The sequence below is a fragment of the Peribacillus sp. NPDC056705 genome, from assembly GCF_043656335.1.
The window spans coordinates 1-2202 of record NZ_JBHTYI010000120.1 but is presented as its reverse complement, the minus strand read 5'-3'; the positions used below and the strand labels follow the sequence as shown (position 1 = coordinate 2202).

The following is a 2202-nucleotide window of genomic DNA, read 5'->3' as shown; positions in this document are numbered from 1 at the left end:
GCATCCTAACAACATAAAGCCTCCTGACGGTTATGAACAGTGAACATCACAACCGCAGGAGGCTTCATACGTTATACGTTTAACTTGCCATAAATACGTACCATACAAGAACAAGTGTCAGCAGTATGCATATATTCTCTACCATACGCCCCCACTTGCTGCCGGTACTCATCACTTTCAGTTTGATTCTCCACGGAAATGGGGGCAATGGACGAATCCCGCGATTTGTCAGGGCATCCGCGAGCAAGTGGATGGAGTAGGACAACCCTCCGGCAAACCACAGACTCTCGGCCGCCGACACCTTCCCTTGGGAGGCAAAATAGAGCAGTCCCGTCCATCCTGCCGCTGCATAAATCGTGTGCGTGAAGCCGCGATGCGTGACGAGCGACGCAACAATCAGTACGCTCCCAGCGATAATGTTCCACGGACTGAACGCCTGACCGAATGAGATCAGCCCAAGCCCGATCAAGAACATTACGATGTGACGCAGCGTTCTGCTCGGCAAGTATGAGACAACCCCAATCAAACCTGCCAGAGCGAAGTTCCATGGGGCATGATCCCTGCCGAAGAAGACGACAAAGATAGCGGCACCGATCATCATCAGCTGCAACAACCGCAAGAAACCTGAAGGGATTACCTTGCGAACAAGCAGAGAGTTCGGTTCGTCGATGTCGGGCAGCAGCGAGCTGACCATAGCCACCGCTACAGCAGGCAAGGTGACCGGTATCCCGCTCATGCCCATCACGGACAAGGTAACCCCCGTACCAATAATTAAATGAGCTCTCCCCATCATGATGGCGATCTTCCTTTCTTGACGATAGAATCCCCAGCAGAACTTACGGAGTCCATGTCGGTATGTATTCGGAAAGCTCATACGCATGAGAATATACGTTCGGTTCATAAGTATAGCAAAATCATCCTCTTTTTGTCTACCCTTTCCACTTTGCACTTGAAAAACGATTGTTCCTTGCCGGTTTATTGGATACAATTTGATCACTTGCTTGCCTACTTGCGAAAGGATGACGACTTCATGAACCGCTCAAGAATTGCCGATCTCTGCCTGCTGCTGGTTGCCATGATGTGGGGCAGCACCTTTCTGATCGTACAGCATGCGATACGCGTGCTTCCGTCCATGGCGTATAATTCCGTCCGCTTTCTTGAAGTCTGCGCCACAGAAGGTACAATAGAGATAGAGATATAGATAGAGACATAGATGCAAGAGACAAAAGGAGAGAAGCCTATGAACACTTACAAATTGATGGCGATCGACATCGACGACACACTGATTAACGATGATAAGGAAGTGACGCCCGGCGTTCAACAGGCGCTTGAACAAGCGGTAGCCCAAGGCGTTGTTGTCACCCTGGCAACAGGTCGTGCCTACGCCTCTGCTCAGGCGATCGCGCGTCAGACCGGACTCAATGTTCCGATCATTACCTATCAAGGTGCACTAATCAAAAATCTGCTGGACGAAAAGGTGCTGTACGAACGTTTCGTTCCCATTGATGCCGCAATCAAGCTCTATGAATATTGCGTAGAGCATAAGCTTCATCTGCAGACCTACATCGAAGATAAATTGTACGCGCGCGAAGAGAATCAGAAACTGATCGATTATTGTGCACTGAATCGCACGCCATACTACGTAGAGCCCGACTTCATGACACTCGTGCAGAAGCCTACGCCGAAGATGCTTATCATTGACGATCCCGATTATCTGGATGAATTGATCCCGATCTTCCGTGACCTGCTCGGCGAAGATATCCATATTACAAAATCAAAACCGCAATTCCTGGAGTTTATGCACAAGGAAGGGACCAAAGGGCATGCGCTTACCTTCCTGGCGAATCATTTCGACTGTGATCTGAAAGAAACGATTGCTGTAGGCGACTCTTGGAATGATCACGAAATGCTGGAGGCAGCCGGTCTTGGCGTGGCGATGGGCAATGCCATCGAACCGCTTAAGGCCATCGCTGATTACGTTACGCTGAGCAATAACGAGGATGGTGTGAAGGACGTCATTGAGAAATTCGTACTAAAGGCGGAGTAAACCCGCCTCAGTCCAGAATGTCCGCTTATCACAATCAAGGGGCATGTTACGTAAAAGGATACGGATATACAGGTATTTATTCCCCATTCGTCCGTTCAGCCTTCATTTGAGTTAAAAGCCTGCACATTCGCAGGCTTTTTGTATTTATCGCATAC

At 49.3% G+C, this 2202-nt stretch carries 2 protein-coding genes and 1 pseudogene; 2 read left to right on the top strand and 1 reads right to left on the bottom strand.

All coding sequences use genetic code 11. The features are described from left to right. Window positions 1-79: 79 nt before the first annotated feature. Window positions 80-793: a metal-dependent hydrolase gene (locus tag ACFRAK_RS27985; protein WP_394573030.1), complete on the bottom strand. Its 714-nt coding sequence runs from the start codon at window positions 791-793 to the stop codon at window positions 80-82. A gap of 237 nt (window positions 794-1030) precedes the next feature. Between ACFRAK_RS27985 and ACFRAK_RS27980 the strand changes: the two are divergent. Both ACFRAK_RS27980 and ACFRAK_RS27975 read left to right on the top strand, forming a co-directional pair. Next, window positions 1031-1159 (top strand): annotated as a pseudogene (locus ACFRAK_RS27980) (EamA/RhaT family transporter); the annotation flags it as partial. A gap of 81 nt (window positions 1160-1240) precedes the next feature. Continuing rightward, window positions 1241-2047: a Cof-type HAD-IIB family hydrolase gene (locus ACFRAK_RS27975; RefSeq protein ID WP_394573029.1), complete on the top strand. Its 807-nt coding sequence runs from the start codon at window positions 1241-1243 to the stop codon at window positions 2045-2047. The last annotated feature ends 155 nt before the right edge of the window (window positions 2048-2202 follow it).